An 18,105-nucleotide genomic window follows, 5' to 3' on the forward strand; every position below is an offset into this window, starting at 1 on the left:
TTTCATTTTTTTTTGGTTACATAATTTTCAAATGGTATATTTGTAACCAAAAGAAAGAACACACGTGGTTGGCACAACAGAAAATATTGGTATTAAACTGACTGATGAAACACAGTTTCGCTTTATATTCGACAAATATTACATAACCCTATGTATGTTTGCCAATCAGTATGTTGGAGACGATGCTTTGGCCGCCGATATCGTTCAGGAATGTTTCGTCAAGTTGTGGCAGTTGCGTGACGATTTTATGTATGTGCATCAGATTAAATCCTTCCTCTATACTTCCGTACGCAATAAATCCCTGAACGAACTGGAGCACACTAAAGTCATGAACGAGTATGCCCAAAAAGTTATGGAGATGGGCAAAGACTCTTTTTTTCAGGACAAAGTTATCGCAGAAGAAAGCTATCGTATATTGGTGGACGCCATCGACAAATTACCACCCCAAATGAAAAGTATCATGCAACTGGCTCTTGAAGGAAAAACGAACCCTGAAATAGCTGAAGCGTTAAATATTTCAGGAGAAACGGTGCATTCTCAGAAAAGGATAGCTTACCGCAAATTACGCGGATACTTGAAAGATTATTATTATCTGCTTTTCTACTTTTTATAATTCCTTTATCAAAAAAACTGCGGAAAAAGTTTAATCAACTCCTTGTCAAGATTATAGTGGGTTTACGGGTAATCTCTATGGTGCGGTTGTATTCTAATTATGATTGTCCTATAATACATTTCACTGTTACGAATTATGTAACAGGCGATTATGTTATTGGCTGTCAAAGAATTAAATTTTATAGATAGGAGAAAAAACTAACAGATTTCTTTGTGAGTAATTAGACAAAAACGTACTTTTAGAGGTATAATTATGTATAGCCAAACAAAATGTACATAATTTGCTGAAAAACAAAACATTAAGCATTGTAACTATGATAAGGTCTATAAGTTGATGTTGTAAAGCCCGGAAGGACTGACGTTAAGCGTGAAAATATCACTCGTTCTACATATGATATAACTGTTAAGGGTATAACTAATTGATGGTCATATAATATAGATAGTATGCCTGATGAAATAAATAATATAAAAAAACAGAAATGTACGTCCATATGGCAGACACTTACAAAAGCAAAATAAAAAGTCCATTGGACGATATTTTAGAAGGAGATATACAATAAAATACTTAGAGAAAATAACAGCGAAACATTAAATGACCGCTGTTAGCATAACGTTATAAGCCAAAAAGAAAGTAAATTATGGATAAACAAAAACGAATAGCATTTTTTCATGAAGATGATTATTGTCAATGGGAGATATTCCCCTTGACTGCCAAGGGCTTTTGCATGAAGCAAATGGGCGAAATAGATGATTTCGCCAAAGAGCATCAGTTAGTCGGTGGCATTTATACTGATATGTTTGTACGAGACGACAGTCCTCATGGAATAGAGGAACTTTCTTTGCGTCCGCAGCAGTTGGATGAGGCACTTGGTTTTCTCCCAGCCTATGACCAAGTAGAAACGGGCTACTCCAGTTATCGGGAAGAATTAAAACATACCTATGGCAGAGGTATGGGGGAGGAACAAAATGTATTTTGGTCGGTGGATGAAGCCGGAGTAATAAACGCTCTTTGGCTGGATATGTGGATTGATCCGAATTCTAAAGACTTATGGAAAAGCATTTTAATCGCTTTAGGAAAAATGGTTCCCGTTTTGTTAGCTGACTGGAGTTGGAGTCGATGTGTTGATTTAACAAATCTAAGCGATGTGGAACAATATATAAAAGAAAAAAGTAGCTTATAACAGGAGGCTGAATCACCTTAAAAGTCGATTAACTGCACCCCATTATCAATCAATAAGAATACTCAAAATGAAGAATAGCATGATAGAAGTAAAAGATTTCCCCAAAGGAACGAAGCCCAGAGAAATATTCGTTTACACGTGCGAACGAATTGCCGAGCCTCTAATTCAGTTGGGCTACAAATATCGAAAAAGCAAGAACGATGTTATCAAAAAGGATTCACCTTTTACTTTTCATTTTTACTTCCAACCATCCATTCGATTCAGTTCCATTTGTTTTACAGCCAAGTTTGGGGTTGAATCCGATGTCTTTGCTCAATGGTGCAATAAGAAATACAATCGAGAAGATTCGTTGGAATCAGTTGTAGGTACAACTCTTACCCGACTGACCAAGTTGGAAAATGACTATCCGGATTATTGGGTAGATACTCTTATGGAACGTGAACGTGTAATCAAGGAAATCAGCGACCAGATAAGCCAATATGCCTTGCCTTTCTTTGAGCGTTTCTCTAATATTAGACAATTTATTGAAGAAGTGGAAAAGGAAGGTTTCTTTCCCCATCAAAAAAAGTACAAAGACGGTTTTGGAGTGAATCTTCAGCAGAGAAAGATGGACTTTGTTGAGTGCTTTAGAGATTATTGTAATAAACAAAAAATGATTGATACCAAACAGTAAACCGACTGAAAAACGGAACGCAGTCAAACATTAGCATCAAATGAAGCGGATTATGAACGAAAAATTAAATAACTGGTCTGAATATTGGCAAAGGTATGATACCCTATGCTGTAATATCAAATCTGAAAATAATCAAATGGCAGAGCAACTTATAGATGCAAAATTATACGTCAATGGTTTGACTGATGGTTGGTATGCTTTCTTAAATTTATTTAAAGAGTTAATGTTCAAGAACTCCAATTCTTTAAGTTCAAATTGCAAAGTACAAGCAGACTCTCTAATTATACAATTGGAGAATGCTCTCATACCACAACAAAATAAATATGGCGGTATGACAGTTAATGAGCGTCTTGTTCTTGCTAATAAAATGGATGAATTTGATGATGCAATAAATAGTAAAGATATTCCGAAAATTACGGATATTCTTAAAAGTGTAGAGTTGTCTGATAGTAATATTAACGCAATTCTAGGGAGTTATAAATTACTGTTCATTTAAAAAGAAGAAAACAAAGTATGATGCTAACATACGGCTCGACATTAGCCACCGACACTATAGTATGAAAAAAAGAAGAGGAATAAAAAGGTATTATAAGAAATTACACCAATGTAACGAGTGGGACTATTGGTGTAACATATTATCAGATATATCTGAGTGGTGCAATTATGCTCACCAACATTTTGATTGGATAGGTTATGGAGATATATGCTGGAAAGAGCGTAAAGAACATTTAGATATACTGTTCAAACATTTTTTGATGATAGAACATCATATTAAAAATGTGGAGCGTCCATTTCAGATGTTTGCCATACTTCATTTGAATGATAGCGGGCAAGATGCTCTTTATTTTCATACTCCTAATCCTTATACAGAATATCCCTATATAATTCCTCAAATGGCATATAAGATAGGATGTCAATTACAATATCCGCCATTGAGTAAATATTTGGAAATGCTGATGGGGCAAGGATATACAATATTTACATCAGAGGAAAGACAGTCTTGTATTGTATTTAAGGAAAATGTTGGTGAAACTCTTAATAGAAATAATAGTACAACAACTAGATAAAGAACAATATGATAAAGTATATTTCGGGAGATATATTACAAAGTACAGATGAGTACATAGCACAGGGTGTGGCTGTTGGCTCACAAGAGGGATTGGGAACGGGACTTGCCTTTAAGTTGTCAAGCCAGTTTCCTGAAATCCAAAAGCTCTTTAAGAAGTACACACGGAACAGTAAGTTTCAGGCAGGTGATGTGTTTGTCGGAAAAACCAAAGGTTTTTCTCCGGGTATCATCTACATTGCCACACAACCGGATATGTACCATGCGGAACTTACCTATCTGAACAAAGGTTTAAAACGCCTTAAAAAAATATGTGCAAGTAAAGGAATTAAAAGTGTATCTCTCCCGAAAATAGGTGCGGGCTTGGGCAAACTGGATTGGGATAACGAAGTCAAACCCTTACTTGAAAGTATTTTATCAGATTGTGAAACAATATTCAATGTGTACGAAGATTACAAAATTGAATATGAAAATTAGCTTATAACATATACCTGTTCAGCTTAAAATCCTTTCGAATCTTTGCGTCTAATTTTAATTTAAAAAAAATCATTTTCAATACACCCTGATTTTCAATTCACCTGTTTTAATATAAACAACGATTAAAACATGTGAATTATGATAAACCAATATTTCTATATCGCAAGGCTCATAGCCAAGTACTTATCCGAGGAAATAAGCGAAGAAGAACAGGTGGAACTTACCGGGTGGAGAAACGAGTCTGCCGGGAACGAACGGCTTTTTCAGGAAATCTGCCGGGAAGAGAACATAAAGCGGAATATGCAGAAAAGGCAGGCATTCAGTACAGAAGCCGGTTGGGTGGGAGTGCAGAAGAAAATACAGCACCATCGTTTTAGATACCGACTGTTGAACGTATGCAAATATGCCGCCATCTTTATTCTTCCATTGGCTATTGCTACCGCTGTCCTATATAACAGCACTAACGAACATGACGCCATCTCTCATGTTACAGAACAAATCCTTCCCGGCAGTAAGAAAGCCGTTTTAATATTGGATAATGGAGAAACAATCGACCTGAAATCCACATCCGGTGTGGAATTGAAAGAGAAAGACGGTACGATTATTCAGGTAGACTCCACAGCATTGAATTACCAGCAGACTCCCGACCGGAAATCCGACAAACTGGCTTATAATAAAGTAAACGTTCCCCGTGGCGGCGAATACCAATTGACGTTGAGCGACGGAAGTAAAGTGCAATTAAACTCCATGAGTTCCATTCGCTTTCCCGTACAGTTTGCAAAAGACTGCCGCTTGGTAGAACTCGAAGGAGAAGCCTACTTTGAAGTAAGCAAAACCGGACAACCCTTTATTGTGAAAACGAAAGGAATGAATATTGAAGTACTCGGAACTACCTTCAATATATCAGCCTACGCAAACGAAGAATATCAGACAACCCTCGTCAACGGTTCGGTAAGGGTACAGACCGAAGATGGAAGCAACCGGATTCTGAAACCTTCCGAACAGGCTTGCATCACTCCGGGCAGCAATCAGATTAATGTTCGTAATGTAGACACCGCATTTTACACTTCATGGATACATGGAAAGATAAACTTCAAAGACCAACGGCTGGAAGACATCATGAAAACCCTTGCCCGATGGTATGATATGGAAGTAATCTATGAGAACGAAGCAACGAAAGATTTACGCTTCGGTTGCTACATAAACCGCTATAACGAAATCACTCCACTGGTGAATCTCCTCGAACAGACAGGCAGAGTAACCATCACCGTAGAAGGAAAAACTATTAAAATATTCACTAATCATTAATCCCTGTTTTATGGAAAAACTACGTAATGTTAACCGATTAGGGAAATATGGAAGACGTCTTTGCATGACATTCCTTTTTCTCTGTATTACGACTTCAGGGCTTATGCAGGCATCAGTGTTTGCACAGGCTACCGTTACAGCCAAATTCAGAAACGTAACACTGAATGAAGTTCTTTGGGAAATTCAGAAGCAAACGGACTTTACCTTTATTTACAGCACCAATGATGCGAAGAAAGTGAAAGTGGAAAACCTGGATGTAAAGAACGAACTGATTTCTGAAGTTCTCAACAAATGCCTGCAAAATAGCGGACTGACCTACACCGTACATGATGGAGTCATTGCTATCCGTAAAGCGACTCCCGTTGCAAAAACAGAAACTGTTGCCCGCGAGAAATATACCATTACAGGGAAAGTGACCGAAGACAGCGGCGAACCGATTATCGGAGCCAATGTTATCGTGAAAGGTACAACCAATGGTATGATGACCGATATAAACGGTAATTTCCATTTGGAAGTGACAGACAAGAAAGTCACCCTGTTGGTTTCCTATATCGGCTACACATCGCAGGAAGTCGCTGCCACTCCCGGCAAAGCGATGAATATCATTCTGAAAGTAGACAATAACCTGTTGGAAGAAGTGATAGTAACCGGATACGGTACTTTCAAGAAATCTGCTTATGCAGGTTCCGCCAGCATTGTGAAAACAGATGCAGTGAAAGACGTGCCGAATGTATCTTTCCAGCAAATGTTGGAAGGTGCAGCCCCCGGTGTCAGTGTCAATACTGGTTCGGGCATACCGGGTTCGTCAACATCTATCCGCATCCGTGGTATGGGTTCATTCAATGCCTCTAACTCCCCGTTGTATGTAGTGGACGGCGTGCCTGTATTGTCGGGTAGCATTGGAGCTTCCGGCAGTGATTCCGGCTTGGACGTGATGTCTACTTTAAATACATCGGATATTGAAAGCATCACCGTAATCAAAGATGCCGCCGCCGCTTCCCTTTATGGCTCGCGTGCAGCAAACGGAGTTGTCATTATCACCACCAAACAGGGAAAGACAGGCAAACCGGTCTTTTCATTAAAATCAGACTGGGGATTCTCTAACTTCGCCATGCCTTTCCGCGAAATTATGGGCGGACAGGAACGTCGTAACCTTATCCATGAAGGACTGCGGAACTATGCCATGACATATAGCGGCAGCGCCGATGATGAAGAAGGACTGCATAAAGGAATGAACGAGAACGAGGCTTGGGCTTATGCCGATGCGAACATTGACCAATATGCACCGATACCCTGGTGTGGCTTTGTCGATTGGGACGATTATCTGTTCCGCAACGGCAGCCATCAGAATTATGAGTTTTCTGCTTCCGGCGGACAGGAGAAGATAAAATACTATACATCCATCGGCTATATGAAACAAGACGGTGTGACTATCAATTCCGGTTTGGAACGCATCTCTGCACGCTTGAATGTAGACTATCAGATGGCAAAATGGATGAACATCGGCGCAAAGATACAGTTCTCAAGAGTTAACCAGGATACTTATTCGGAAGGAACATCCTATACTTCACCCATTTACGGTACACGCAACGGAGCTACCCCTTCCGACCCGATATGGAATGAAGATGGTACATGGAACCGTGCGTTAATCAAACTGGACGACCGTAACCCGATGTTATCAAACTCCTATAATTTTAAGAGAGAATACGCCACCCGTTCTTTTAATACGGTATATGCGACATTTGACATTTGGAATGGAATCAAATTCGCGTCGACTTTTAGCTATGACTTCGTGATGAACAAATCCCGTGCCTGGAAAGACCCTCGTACCAGTGATGGAGATGATGACAACGGACGTTTCAGCAAAGACTATAATGATATTACGAATATGACATGGTCTAATATCCTGACCTATCAGACCAAAATTAAGAAAAAACATAATTTGGATTTGTTGGCAGGTTATGAAATCAATAGTAAAGAATCGGATGGATTGGGAACAACCATTTCTAATTTTGCCCGTTGGGACAAACCGGAAGTAAACAATGGCGTGGTATATCAAAGCATGGGCGGTTCCAACAGCACAACACGTATCGTATCCTATATCACACGTGCCAACTATGATTATGATAACAAATACTATTTGGGAGCCAGTTGGAGAACAGACGGAAGTTCCCGTTTGGCAAGAGAGAACCGTTGGGGAAACTTTTGGTCGGTATCCGGCGCATGGAGAATGAGTTCCGAGAACTTTATGAAACCGGTTAAAGATTGGTTGAGCGATTTGAAACTTAGAGTATCTTACGGTGTGAACGGAACATTGCCTTCTTCCTACTACGGTTATTTAGGATTAAGCAGTCTTACCAGCAACTATAATGATAATCCGGGTATTTCACAATCGCAACTTGAAAACAAAGAATTGACTTGGGAAACCAACTATAACTTCAACTCCGGTATTGACCTGGGACTCTTTGACAATCGATTGAGCGTAACATTCGAATATTATATCCGTACAACGAAAAATCTGCTTTACAGCCGCCCGCTGTCTCTTGCAACAGGTTTCTCCAGCTACCTTGCCAATATCGGTAAATTGCAGAATAAAGGTTACGAGCTGGAAGTCCGTTCGACCAATATCGAAACCAAAAACTTCCGTTGGACGAGCAGCTTGAACTTGGGACACAATTCCAATAAAATCCTGAAACTGGACGGTGATTTGAAGCAAGTTACCAGTGGAACATCTATCCACAAAGTGGGATTGCCTTATTCTACCTACTATATGATTGAATTTGCAGGTATCGACCCCGCAGACGGTGAACCGATGTTCTATAAAAACTCAACGGATGAAAACGGAAATCTGAACAAAGAAACAACCAAAGACCCGCGTAGCGCAGAGAAAGTGATACTGCAATGTGCCGACCCGACTATTACCGGTGGATTTGGTAACAGCCTTGCCTACAAGTGGTTTGATTTGAATTTCAACTTGAACTTCTCTTTTGGTTCATGGAAATATGACGGCGCAGCAGGCAAACTCGAACATGGCGGTGATGGAACATTGAATATCCCCATTTACTATCGGAATCGCTGGCAGAAAGAGGGCGACGAAACCAATATCGAACGTTTCGTAATCGGCAGGTCTATATCTATGACAGACTATGCTACGACACGCCGTCTGCACAGCGGAGATTATGTCCGTCTGAAAAACCTGACTTTCGGCTTTACATTACCGAAAACGTGGACACGGAAAGTCGGTATAGACAGAGTACGTCTATATGCGTCAGGCAATAACTTGTTGACCTGGTCGGCATACGAATATCTCGACCCCGAATCAGGCTCATCGCCCGGCTGGGATACTCCGCCTATGAGAACCTATACTTTCGGTTTGGAAGTTAAATTCTAAATGCATTAATCTATAAATTGATAAGTATGAAAAAGATAAAATACATAGCTTTAGGTGTTATCGCAACCTTATTCAGCAGTTGCGGGAATGATTGGCTCGACTTGCAGTCTTCCACACAAATAGAAACCGACGGCTCACTGACCGAATTAAGAGACTTTGAATTTGTGCTGAACGGAGCGTATAGCAGTATGCAGTCGTCCAGTTATTATGGAGCCAATATGACCTGTTATGGTGACTTGACGGGAGATGACATGAAATCCTATAAATCATCCAGTACCAACGTCAGTTATTATACATTTAAGTATAACAAGACGAACGGGCCGAGCGGCTTTTGGGGAATGTATTACGGCATAGCCAAGAACCTGAATATCCTGTTCCGTGACATTGAGAAAATACAGCTTGTTCCCGACCGTGAAATCACCACTCCGAAGTTGGAGAAACTGACCGAACAGGAATATTACAACGACCTGAAAGGAGAGGCTTTCGCTATACGTGCCCTGCTATTGTTCGATATGACACGTCTTTATGGCTATCCTTATCTCAAAGATAACGGAGCTTCATTGGCAGTGCCCATTATTGATAAGGTAGTAGAAGACAAAAACTTCAAGCCATCCCGCAATACGACTGCCCAATGCTATAAAGCAATCACCGACGATTTGAAAGAAGCCGTTAAACTGCTGCGTCCGGTAAAGAAAGAAGGCAAAATCAATAAATGGGCAGCAATGACTCTGTTGAGCCGTGTCTATCTCTATATGGGCAATGACGGCGAAGCCTACAATGTAGCTGCCGAAGCCATCAAAGGCGCAGAAAAGCAAGGCTATAAATTGTGGACGAATGACGAATATGCGAAAATATGGGCAACCCCGTTCAACAGTGAACTATTATTCGAGATTGTGAACCTGACAACCGACAGCCCGGGTAAATCATCTATCGGCTATCTTTGCACCAAATATAATCTGATAGCAACGGAGAAATACTGGAAAGACTATATGAAAGACAACTCCGATGATGTGCGCAGCCAAATGGTTTCCACGGCAAGCAGCAGCAAACCCTACTGTTTGAAATATCCGGCACAAGGTTCTAAATCTTACGAAGATGCCAATATTCCTATTTTCCGTTTATCCGAACTTTATCTGAATGCTGCCGAAGCTGCGGTGAAAAAGAATGATATTCCAAACACACGCAAATACCTGAAGCCGATTTATGCACGTACAGGCGAAGATTTGGATGCATTGTCAGATGATAAAATCACATTGGATTTGGTTCTCGAACAGCGCCGTATTGAATTTTGGGGAGAAGGCCAACGCTTCTTTGACTTACTTAGAAACGGCAAGAGCGTGGAACGTAAGGACCATTTAAGCGAAGTTCCCGATGAAGCGCTCAACTTTAATTGGGATTACTATAAAATGGTACTTCCCGTGCCCAACCATGAAATGGAGTATAACGAGAATATGGTTCAAAACCCTGAATACGAACAGCATTAATTAACGCATTAACGTATAGAAAATTATGAAAAAGATATATAGTATTTACTTACTCCTAGGCTTGTTCATTGCAACCCTTTACTCGTGCCGGGAAGACCTGACTCCCGTAGGGCCGGATATAGCTGAAATCACACACTTCCGTCATGACGGACCTTACCTTTTCTATGAAAACGGCAAACTTAAAATTCTGGAAGTGGCGAAAGACAACACACTTAGCATCCGCGAAGAATCCGGCTTACCTGCCGGCTTGAAACTGGATGTGTATTCGGACGACAACCAACTTCTTTTCCAGGTGCCGATTAACAAAATCGACAACTTTGAACGCCCTGCATGGGACGACCGCACTTCATATGAAAAGACATTTGCCGTATCCGACCTTCACGGACGTTTTGACCTGTTTGCCGCCATTCTGAAAGCGGGCGAAGTGATTAACGATAACTATGAATGGACATATGGTAATAATCATCTTGTCATTAACGGTGATATTTTCGACCGTGGCGCAGACGTACTTCCTATTTTATGGCTTATCTATAAACTGGAATTTGAAGCAAAAGCTGCCGGCGGCATGGTGACAACTATACTGGGCGACCATGAAGAATTGGTTATGCGTGATAACCTGAAATACACATACGCCAAGTACAACACTCTTTCGCAAAGAGCAATGAATATGACCTATGGAAAGATGTGGGGATTGACGAATGTAATGGGTAACTGGCTACGTTCCAAAAACACGATTCAGATTGTAGGTGAAAACTTGTATGTACATGCCGGATTGAGTAAAGCCTTCATGGAACGAAAAGAAACCATCCCCGAAATCAATGAACTGGTGGCTAAGAGTATTTATCTCACGAAAGAAGAACGGAAAAAACAATTCCCGGACATAGCTGATTTCCTTTACAGTGATAGTTATAACGGTCCGCTATGGTATCGCGGAATGGTCAAGACGGGTAGTGATTATAGTCCCATAAAGGATGCCGATGTACAGACATTACTCGATGAATATAATGTCGAACGTATTATTGTCGGACATACCGAAAACAGTCGCGTGAAATATACTTATAGTGGGAAAGTATATGATATCTGCGTCAATCATCCCAAGGCTTTTGAAAAAGAAACCCGTGCCGTATTGATTAAGGATGGAGAAATCAAAGCTGTAAATGACAAAGGAGAATTAGTGACAATCAAAAAGTAACAACCAAAGACAGAAAAGAATATGAGTACTCGCTTTTTGAGATTATTCCTTTCCACTCTTGTGCTCGTTTTAATAAGTTCCGGCGTTAATGCCGGAACTTATCATTCAGGAGATAAGAAGAAAGAGAAAAAAGAAAAGTTATCCGGTGATGGTCCTTACATACTCTATCAGGCAGATGGAAGTACACGGGTTATCAACGTCAATAAAAAAGGCAAGATTATCGACAAGACTTATGCTACATTACCTAAAGATTTCACTTTTCGTGTGACAGACCATAAAGGACGCTATCCATTCGACGTGAAACTTCATCCGGTGCAACGACCGGCCTGGCAATACACCCGTCCCGAAAAAACATTCGTAATGTCAGACCCTCACGGAAGATTAGATTGCGTTATCAGCCTGCTGCAAGGAAATGGAGTTATCAATGATAAATACCAATGGAGTTTCGGTAATAATCATTTGGTTGTCATCGGAGATGTTTTCGATAGGGGTAAGGATGTAGTGCAAATATTTTGGCTATTCTATAAACTGGAAATCGAAGCAGCGAAAGCAGGCGGTCATGTCTCTTTCCTTTTGGGAAACCATGAACCTTTGGTTTTGTCTAACGACCTTCGCTATACAAAGGAGAAATATAAATTACTGGCAGAAAAACTGGGCGTAAAATATCCGCAACTATTCGGTACCGACACGGAACTGGGGCGCTGGCTTGCGACACGCAACACCATGCAAATCATCGGCACAGACTTGTATGTGCATGCCGGACTGGGGAAACTCTTCTATGACAAAAAACTAAATATTCCCTTTGTAAATGAAGAAATGAGCAAAGCGCTCTTTATGAGTAAGCAGGAGCGGAGGGAGCTTTCTCCGTTAACGGCTTTTCTGTATGGAAATGACGGCCCTGTCTGGTATCGTGGTCTTGTGAAGAAAGACCCTAAATACAAACCATTGGCACAGGACTCTTTACAGATGATATTGGAACATTATATGGTGAAACATATTATTGTAGGACATACTATCTTTAAAGATATATCGACCTTCTATAATGGAAAAGTGATCGCCGTTAATGTGGACAACAAGGAAAATCGGAAAAAGAAGCGGGGACGCGCCATACTGATAGATAAGAATACTTATTATGTCGTTGGCGACGAAGGTATCCAAAGAAAACTGTAATACCCGCCACACTGAATTTATCGAAGGAGTTGGCTACGACTCCTTCGTCACTTACTATCCTCATTGCATCGTGAATTCTTTATATACCCTCTCAAATGCTTCCCCATCTGAAAATAACGGAAGAATCCGAAGAAAAACAGAACGATGCCGGATATGACGCAAACCCACGCAAGCCCGTCCAGGCGTGAAATACTTTCAATCTGAAAAATTCCGATTCCTGCAGTAAGCAGATAAAGGGAAGTGCGTACATAGGCGAACAAAGTCCTTACATTGGCCAACTTTGTTCTTTCAATAGCCAAATAATCACGGAGTATCAACTCCTCTTCTTTGAATTTTCCGGTAGGTTCCTGCATATGATTAAACGTTTACGTTTCATTATTCGTCGGAGCAATAGCACTCCCTTATAATAAACGCAAATATATACAAATATGTTTGTTCTTTTATCAGGAATGAAGCGATAGTACCGGCTATATTTTATCTGCCATAGATTCTATGAAATCGCAGAAATTATCTACCGAATGTTCATCACGCATCTGTCCGGCCACTTTCGTCGCATTCTTTCTATAAACGGGATTGGTGACCAAATCATTCACTTTCTCCTTCAATGCCTTGTCGGATACTTTGCCGATTTTAATGCATTTCGGCCCTAACTCCAGTTGTTGGACACGATATGCCCAGTAGGGCTGGTCGATAATTAGCGGCATGATAATTTGCGGCTTACCGGAACGCGCTACACTGTGCGTGGTTCCGCTACCGCCATGATGCATCACGGCATCACAATGCGGAAATATCAGACTGTGCGGAATAGTATGTGTCAACAGGAAAATATCTTTCTCATTTTCTAAAGACTTCCCTGTTCCCGACCATCCCGAACCGATAATCAGCCGGAAACTCAATTGTCGGCATACATTGATTAACCGGCGGCAAAAAGCATCGCTCTCTTTGGCGCTGCAACTGCCGAGCGTGAAGAAAATAACAGGTCTTTGTTCCCGCTGGATGAAATCCAAAAGTTCCTGATAAGCATCCGCGTCATAATGCAAGGCATCATTAAAACAGTATCCGCCGATATCCCATTTATATTTCCAGTCGGAATCCGTATTACCCAAATAACGGCTGTACAGCATATAGTTGAAAGCCCTCTCTGTAGAATAGTAACCGCAATTTTTCAAAGGCTTCAACCCAAGCTGAACGCGGTTCTTGTTGATGGTCTTTTGAGTCATATAATTATTCCCGATATTGAGCAGCTTCCAAATCAACCGGGGAGTGAACACGGGATGCGGCTTCGGATAAGGGAAGATAGGGGGCGGGATACGCCTGCCGGGAATAAAAGGAGCGAAAGCTGTCCGGATAAATGGTTTCCCGCAATAGTCCGCTACACTGGCTGCGGCAAATTCGGAGTTCGTAGCTATCAGTACATCATGCTCTTTCAGTAGCGGGACGAGTTGCTTGAACTGTGCGTCAATCACATCACGCATCCACTTCAGATAAGGTTTGGCACCTTCGTCCTTGTCACCGGCTTTGGATACCATTCCTTGTATATCATCAAAATCCTGTAACACATAATCCAGTTGGTATGCTTGCGCTTCCTTCTCAAATATCTGCGGGAGGTTCAATATCACTTTATGTCCCCGCTTCACTAAAGCGGCGGCGATAGTCAGATACGGATAAATATCTCCCTGCGAGCCACGGGTAACCAAAAGTATTTTCATAGACAGTCATTTATGTAGCAACCACACCCAGAGATTGCAATTTCTCCCGGTCGAGCTGATAATATTTTTCCATTCTAAGCATATTGTTTTCGCTAAGGTCGACAGGCTTGTCGAGTTTCCCCACTTCCCGGTAACCTTTATATACTTTCTTAATCATTTTGCGGGGATTGAAAGTCAGTGAAGAAGTGATGAAACAGCCGTGCGTACACCAGCAGTTCGCCTTATATCCGTGTCCGATGGCTTCTGTTTCTTTCTTCATCACCTCGCTTTGCATGATTCGCTGCACGTCGCAGTCATAATCTTTCACGTTGCCGAGCGGCTCGCGCAGTTCGCAGGAACGGAAACGTCCGTCATAGTCGATAACCAATGTCGTTTCGCCTGCCGTGCAATCCATTCCCCAGGGAGTCGGCTTGTCTATGTTGCTGGCACGAATATCATACAACGCACGGACAATACCCGTATAGAAGAATTTCGTAATCGGTTTGCGCAGGCCGGAAGTATTGGCTACCATCCGTTTGGCGTAGGCTCCGTATATCGGGGCGGCTTCGTCCTGAATATGTCGCAGAGTCGTTTCGTCCAGTGCCTTGACATCATCTTCGCGTGTCACGCCACGGGCTGCTTCGATGGTATGGGTAGACAGATGGAAACGTCCATACATCCATGTCATAAAATCATTAATCTGGTCTATATTATATTTTGTGATAACCGTAGCTACATTAAGCAACACTTTTCCATCCTCTCTAAAGTGCTCGCTGACTTTACGGATGGTATCTACCGCTTTATAAAAATTCCCAGGCACCCCTCGCTGTACATCATGTGTTTCTCCGAATCCGTCCAACGAAATGCTGACATTGATATTGCAATCCGGACAATTGGTGCGGAAACGCTCCACCCATTCGATGACCCTATCCGGCTTCAATCCGTTGGTCGGCATATTGACGTCCTTGATTTGGTTGTTCCGGTAAAACATTTCAAGAATTTCGGGAAGGTCTTCCCGAAGCGTAGGTTCACCGCCCGACACCCACAGCTTGTTAATCTCTCCGGCTGTCTCTGATATTTTCCTGATTTCTTCGAAAGTAAGATCCCGCTCTTTCTTAGCCATATCATTGGCATAAAAGCACATGGCACATTTGGCATTGCACTTTCCGGTAACGAATAAAAAGATGGACTCCAGCTTTCTTTCCGAGTTCATGGAACGGAAGGAACTTCTCGTACGCTTGGTTTTCATTTTATTAGAATGTTGCTTTAATTGTTGGTCTGATACTTGTCTATGAGACAAAAGTACATAAATCTCCCCATTGAAAACCATAGGGATAAAAGCTAAATTCTTTCCTTTTCTCTGTAAATGAATACCATATACGACCTGTCATATAGAACTAGCCCCCTGTCAATCTTCAAAAGACTGACAGAGGGCAGTTACCATGACGAGAAAAAAGTCGAAGTTTATTGCTTTGCTTCGTTATCTTGTTTCAACAGAAATTCATTAATTGCTTTCTTTAGCTGGTCTTTAGGCATTGCACCCTGCATGATTCTCGGTTCTTCTTTCATCGGAATCATCAGCAGGGTAGGGATACTGCGGATACCGAATGCGGCTGCCAAATCCTGTTCCTTGTCCACATCAATCTGATAAATATCCACTTTACCACTATACTCTTTGCTAAGTTCTTCCAAAATCGGATGCATCATTTTGCAAGGGCCGCACCAGGTAGCGTAGAAGTCTACGATGGCAGGACGACTACCTTCAAACTTCCAATCCTTCGGATTAGCTTCATAGTTATATACCTTCTTTAAAAAATCAGCTTTATTTAATGCTACTACTTCCATTTTATTGTCCTCCTTGGTTGATTCATTACTCTTTTTATTTTCTCCGCTGTTTCCTGCACAAGCTGTAGTTGCCAGTACAATAGCGAAAACGCTCAATAATCCTTTCATTAGTTTCATAACTCTTTTTATTTGTTTTATCTGATGCAAAGATAGGTGATATAAAGAGGTTGGGAAATAGCAATTTCCCCGGATTACTTGGCTAAACTTCCCACAAAGGATTATCGAATATTAAAATATGTCTTTTAATCTTTGGAAGATATAAAAATAAGCATTACTTTTGTCGCGATAAAATGAGTATTCACCCTTTAAAATTGATGGAAAGGGTATTAATTATGCTGGAACGATAACATTTTCAAATTAGGACTAAGTTGTCTCGTCGGGAAGATGAGGCTTTGCAACATTTTGTTTTCTTACACATGCCGCTATTCTACTATCATGCGGTAATGGTTGATTAGTCCTGCAATCACATTTTTATTTTTAAAATTAATCACTTCAATGCAGTGGATGGATGTTTTGTATCCGTATCCAAAGCATTGGTATCACGTGTATTACCTTGCTTTCTGCCTGTATGGCGGACAGGGAGTGTCGTATGCGAATGTAAAAAAGTATGGGAATACGATTAAAAGATTTAAGTAAACTGGGATATCGGGATAATGTAGCTCGTAGTCTGGTAGTGGACATTGTAAGCAAACATTGCAAGCATGACACCAAAGAACAGATTGAAATGACATTGAGCAATATACTCCGGGAACCCGAATCTTATAAAAACAACGAAATTTGGAATAAACTTGCCGAACGCCTTTCGCCTACAAGGATAACGAAAGACTTTATGGCTTATGATTTATTGGACGAGCCGCTGATATATAAAACCTACGGTGGTAAATTTATCGAGACTCTTGCCAAACAACAGATGAACCTGGCGATGCGCTTGCCCGTTACGGTGGCGGGAGCGCTGATGCCCGACGCTCATGCCGGCTACGGATTGCCTATCGGTGGAGTGCTTGCAACGGACAACGCCGTGATTCCGTATGCCGTAGGAGTCGATATCGGTTGCCGAATGAGCCTGACGGTATTTGATGCCGGAACGGATTTCCTGAAACGGTATGCCTATCAGATGAAAGAAGCCTTGAAGGATTTCACTCATTTCGGCATGGATGGCGGCTTGGGTTTCGCGCAGGAACACGAAGTCCTGGACAGGGAAGAATTCCGGCTGACTCCTTTGTTGCGGGATTTGCAGGGAAAGGCAGTACGTCAGCTTGGGAGTTCCGGTGGCGGAAACCATTTTGTAGAGTTCGGAGAGATTACTCTGCAAGAAAAGAATGTGCTGAATCTTCCTGAAGGAAGTTATGTGGCTTTGTTGTCGCACTCCGGCTCACGAGGGTTGGGAGCTGCCATTGCCAAACATTACAGCCTGTTGGCACGCGAAGTATGCAGGCTTTCCCGTGAAGCGCAGCATTTCGCCTGGTTGGACTTGGATTCCGAAGCAGGGCAGGAGTATTGGATGAGTATGAACCTGGCGGGTGATTATGCCCGTGCCTGTCACGAACGTATCCATCTGAACCTGGCGAAAGCACTGGGATTGAAATCACTGGCGAATGTCAACAACCATCACAACTTTGCCTGGAAAGAGGAAATAGCTCCGGGACGTATGACTATTGTACATCGCAAGGGAGCTACTCCTGCGCAGGAAGGCCAACCGGGATTGATTCCCGGCAGCATGGCCACGGCTGGTTATTTGGTTTGTGGCAAAGGGGTGGAAGATGCTTTGAATTCGGCTTCTCACGGAGCCGGCAGGGCTATGTCCCGCCAAAAGGCAAAAGATAATTTCACTCAATCGGCTTTGAAGAAGATGCTGTCGCAAGCGGGAGTGACTTTACTCGGCGGAAGTGTGGAAGAAATGCCATTGGCTTATAAGGACATCGACAAAGTGATGCATACACAGGAAACACTGGTGGAAGTGCAAGGTAAATTCACACCTCGCGTCGTACGAATGAATAAGGAGTAATGCGATGAAAGAA

Annotated in this window: 16 protein-coding genes; 12 read left to right on the forward strand and 4 right to left on the reverse strand. The window is 41.8% G+C overall.

Features of this window, described 5'->3' with window-relative positions; translation table 11 throughout:
* The first annotated feature begins 64 nt into the window (after window positions 1–64).
* The 11 genes from HC965_RS01990 (at window position 65) to HC965_RS02040 (ending at window position 12,554) form a co-directional block, all read left to right on the forward strand.
* Window positions 65–613, forward strand: coding sequence for an RNA polymerase sigma-70 factor (locus tag HC965_RS01990; protein WP_191029853.1), 549 nt, complete (start codon window positions 65–67; stop codon window positions 611–613).
* Window positions 614–1,250: 637 nt separating this feature from the next.
* Window positions 1,251–1,793 (forward strand): hypothetical protein, encoded by a 543-nt coding sequence (locus tag HC965_RS01995; protein ID WP_191029854.1) that lies wholly within the window; start codon window positions 1,251–1,253, stop codon window positions 1,791–1,793.
* Window positions 1,794–1,872: 79 nt separating this feature from the next.
* Complete coding sequence (locus HC965_RS02000) at window positions 1,873–2,466, forward strand: DUF4304 domain-containing protein (RefSeq protein ID WP_223854640.1); 594 nt, start codon at window positions 1,873–1,875, stop codon at window positions 2,464–2,466.
* Between the two features lie 52 nt (window positions 2,467–2,518).
* On the forward strand, window positions 2,519–2,962 hold the full coding sequence (locus tag HC965_RS02005) for a hypothetical protein (protein ID WP_191030051.1): 444 nt from the start codon (window positions 2,519–2,521) through the stop codon (window positions 2,960–2,962).
* 61 nt (window positions 2,963–3,023) lie between these two features.
* Entirely contained in the window at window positions 3,024–3,533 is a 510-nt protein-coding gene (locus tag HC965_RS02010) for a hypothetical protein (protein ID WP_191029855.1), read from the forward strand.
* Between the two features lie 8 nt (window positions 3,534–3,541).
* The gene (locus HC965_RS02015) at window positions 3,542–4,009 is read left to right on the forward strand and encodes a macro domain-containing protein (RefSeq protein ID WP_191029856.1); all 468 of its coding nucleotides are present in this window, start codon (window positions 3,542–3,544) and stop codon (window positions 4,007–4,009) included.
* Window positions 4,010–4,147: 138 nt separating this feature from the next.
* Window positions 4,148–5,317, forward strand: coding sequence for a FecR family protein (locus HC965_RS02020; RefSeq protein WP_191029857.1), 1,170 nt, complete (start codon window positions 4,148–4,150; stop codon window positions 5,315–5,317).
* Between the two features lie 10 nt (window positions 5,318–5,327).
* Window positions 5,328–8,708 (forward strand): TonB-dependent receptor, encoded by a 3,381-nt coding sequence (locus tag HC965_RS02025; protein ID WP_191029858.1) that lies wholly within the window; start codon window positions 5,328–5,330, stop codon window positions 8,706–8,708.
* Window positions 8,709–8,734: 26 nt separating this feature from the next.
* Window positions 8,735–10,192 carry a RagB/SusD family nutrient uptake outer membrane protein gene (locus tag HC965_RS02030; RefSeq protein WP_191029859.1) on the forward strand — a complete coding sequence of 486 codons (1,458 nt, stop codon included), beginning with the start codon at window positions 8,735–8,737 and terminating at the stop codon, window positions 10,190–10,192.
* Between the two features lie 25 nt (window positions 10,193–10,217).
* A complete protein-coding gene (locus HC965_RS02035; RefSeq protein ID WP_191029860.1) occupies window positions 10,218–11,384 on the forward strand; it encodes a metallophosphoesterase in 1,167 nt (388 codons plus the stop codon).
* A gap of 21 nt (window positions 11,385–11,405) precedes the next feature.
* Complete coding sequence (locus HC965_RS02040) at window positions 11,406–12,554, forward strand: metallophosphoesterase (RefSeq protein ID WP_191029861.1); 1,149 nt, start codon at window positions 11,406–11,408, stop codon at window positions 12,552–12,554.
* A 47-nt stretch (window positions 12,555–12,601) separates the two neighbouring features.
* Here HC965_RS02040 and HC965_RS02045 read toward each other — a convergent pair whose 3' ends face one another.
* From HC965_RS02045 to trxA, 4 genes are all read right to left on the reverse strand, one after another.
* Window positions 12,602–12,907 (reverse strand): DUF202 domain-containing protein, encoded by a 306-nt coding sequence (locus HC965_RS02045; protein ID WP_191029862.1) that lies wholly within the window; start codon window positions 12,905–12,907, stop codon window positions 12,602–12,604.
* A 114-nt stretch (window positions 12,908–13,021) separates the two neighbouring features.
* Window positions 13,022–14,263, reverse strand: a complete 1,242-nt coding sequence (locus tag HC965_RS02050) for a glycosyltransferase (protein WP_191029863.1) — start codon at window positions 14,261–14,263, stop codon at window positions 13,022–13,024.
* Window positions 14,264–14,273: 10 nt separating this feature from the next.
* Window positions 14,274–15,491 carry a radical SAM protein gene (locus HC965_RS02055; RefSeq protein ID WP_191029864.1) on the reverse strand — a complete coding sequence of 406 codons (1,218 nt, stop codon included), beginning with the start codon at window positions 15,489–15,491 and terminating at the stop codon, window positions 14,274–14,276.
* 215 nt (window positions 15,492–15,706) lie between these two features.
* Window positions 15,707–16,204, reverse strand: coding sequence for a thioredoxin (trxA, locus tag HC965_RS02060; protein ID WP_191029865.1), 498 nt, complete (start codon window positions 16,202–16,204; stop codon window positions 15,707–15,709).
* Between the two features lie 490 nt (window positions 16,205–16,694).
* Here trxA and HC965_RS02065 point away from each other — a divergent pair, with 490 nt between their 5' ends.
* A complete protein-coding gene (locus HC965_RS02065; RefSeq protein ID WP_191029866.1) occupies window positions 16,695–18,092 on the forward strand; it encodes an RtcB family protein in 1,398 nt (465 codons plus the stop codon).
* The last annotated feature ends 13 nt before the right edge of the window (window positions 18,093–18,105 follow it).

This window comes from Bacteroides sp. GM023 (assembly GCF_014750685.1).
In the GTDB taxonomy this organism is placed as follows: domain Bacteria; phylum Bacteroidota; class Bacteroidia; order Bacteroidales; family Bacteroidaceae; genus Bacteroides.

Coding starts and splice junctions, on each gene's coding strand:
- HC965_RS02035 (WP_191029860.1), top strand. CDS start 10,218: ATGAAAAAGATATATAGTATTTACTTACTCCTAGGCTTGTTCATTGCA.
- HC965_RS02025 (WP_191029858.1), top strand. CDS start 5,328: ATGGAAAAACTACGTAATGTTAACCGATTAGGGAAATATGGAAGACGT.
- HC965_RS02015 (WP_191029856.1), top strand. CDS start 3,542: ATGATAAAGTATATTTCGGGAGATATATTACAAAGTACAGATGAGTAC.
- HC965_RS02020 (WP_191029857.1), top strand. CDS start 4,148: ATGATAAACCAATATTTCTATATCGCAAGGCTCATAGCCAAGTACTTA.
- HC965_RS02040 (WP_191029861.1), top strand. CDS start 11,406: ATGAGTACTCGCTTTTTGAGATTATTCCTTTCCACTCTTGTGCTCGTT.
- HC965_RS02065 (WP_191029866.1), top strand. CDS start 16,695: ATGGGAATACGATTAAAAGATTTAAGTAAACTGGGATATCGGGATAAT.
- HC965_RS02010 (WP_191029855.1), top strand. CDS start 3,024: ATGAAAAAAAGAAGAGGAATAAAAAGGTATTATAAGAAATTACACCAA.
- trxA (WP_191029865.1), bottom strand. CDS start 16,204: ATGAAACTAATGAAAGGATTATTGAGCGTTTTCGCTATTGTACTGGCA.
- HC965_RS02000 (WP_223854640.1), top strand. CDS start 1,873: ATGATAGAAGTAAAAGATTTCCCCAAAGGAACGAAGCCCAGAGAAATA.
- HC965_RS02030 (WP_191029859.1), top strand. CDS start 8,735: ATGAAAAAGATAAAATACATAGCTTTAGGTGTTATCGCAACCTTATTC.
- HC965_RS02045 (WP_191029862.1), bottom strand. CDS start 12,907: ATGCAGGAACCTACCGGAAAATTCAAAGAAGAGGAGTTGATACTCCGT.
- HC965_RS01995 (WP_191029854.1), top strand. CDS start 1,251: ATGGATAAACAAAAACGAATAGCATTTTTTCATGAAGATGATTATTGT.
- HC965_RS02005 (WP_191030051.1), top strand. CDS start 2,519: ATGAACGAAAAATTAAATAACTGGTCTGAATATTGGCAAAGGTATGAT.
- HC965_RS02050 (WP_191029863.1), bottom strand. CDS start 14,263: ATGAAAATACTTTTGGTTACCCGTGGCTCGCAGGGAGATATTTATCCG.
- HC965_RS02055 (WP_191029864.1), bottom strand. CDS start 15,491: ATGAAAACCAAGCGTACGAGAAGTTCCTTCCGTTCCATGAACTCGGAA.